The 244-nt window shown below is 56.6% G+C and carries 1 protein-coding gene; it reads left to right on the plus strand.

Annotated features, from left to right (window positions below):
• Positions 1-244, plus strand: a 244-nt coding sequence (locus AC1RPT_RS08220; protein ID WP_481763061.1) for a hypothetical protein, incomplete at both ends; no start/stop codon positions are given.

A 244-nucleotide genomic window follows, 5' to 3' on the forward strand; every position in this document is an offset into this window, starting at 1 on the left:
GATCGCAGAGTGGGCGGTGCGCGACGCGCGGGCCGGACACATGATCCTGATTCCAATGTCTCAGGTGAAGCCTATTAAGGCGCTGGTCGCCGCAATCAACAAGATCGCGGGAGAACCAATAGCCAAGGCTTTCTTGGGCTCCGGCTCAATGAAGAAGACGGAGCGCGATGCTATCCTTCAGGAAGCCCGTCAGTACAAGATCAAGGTGTTGATCGGCACCACAAAGCTACTGACGACAGGCACA

Source organism: Dellaglioa sp. CoH-56-MRSF-11 (assembly GCF_056782135.1).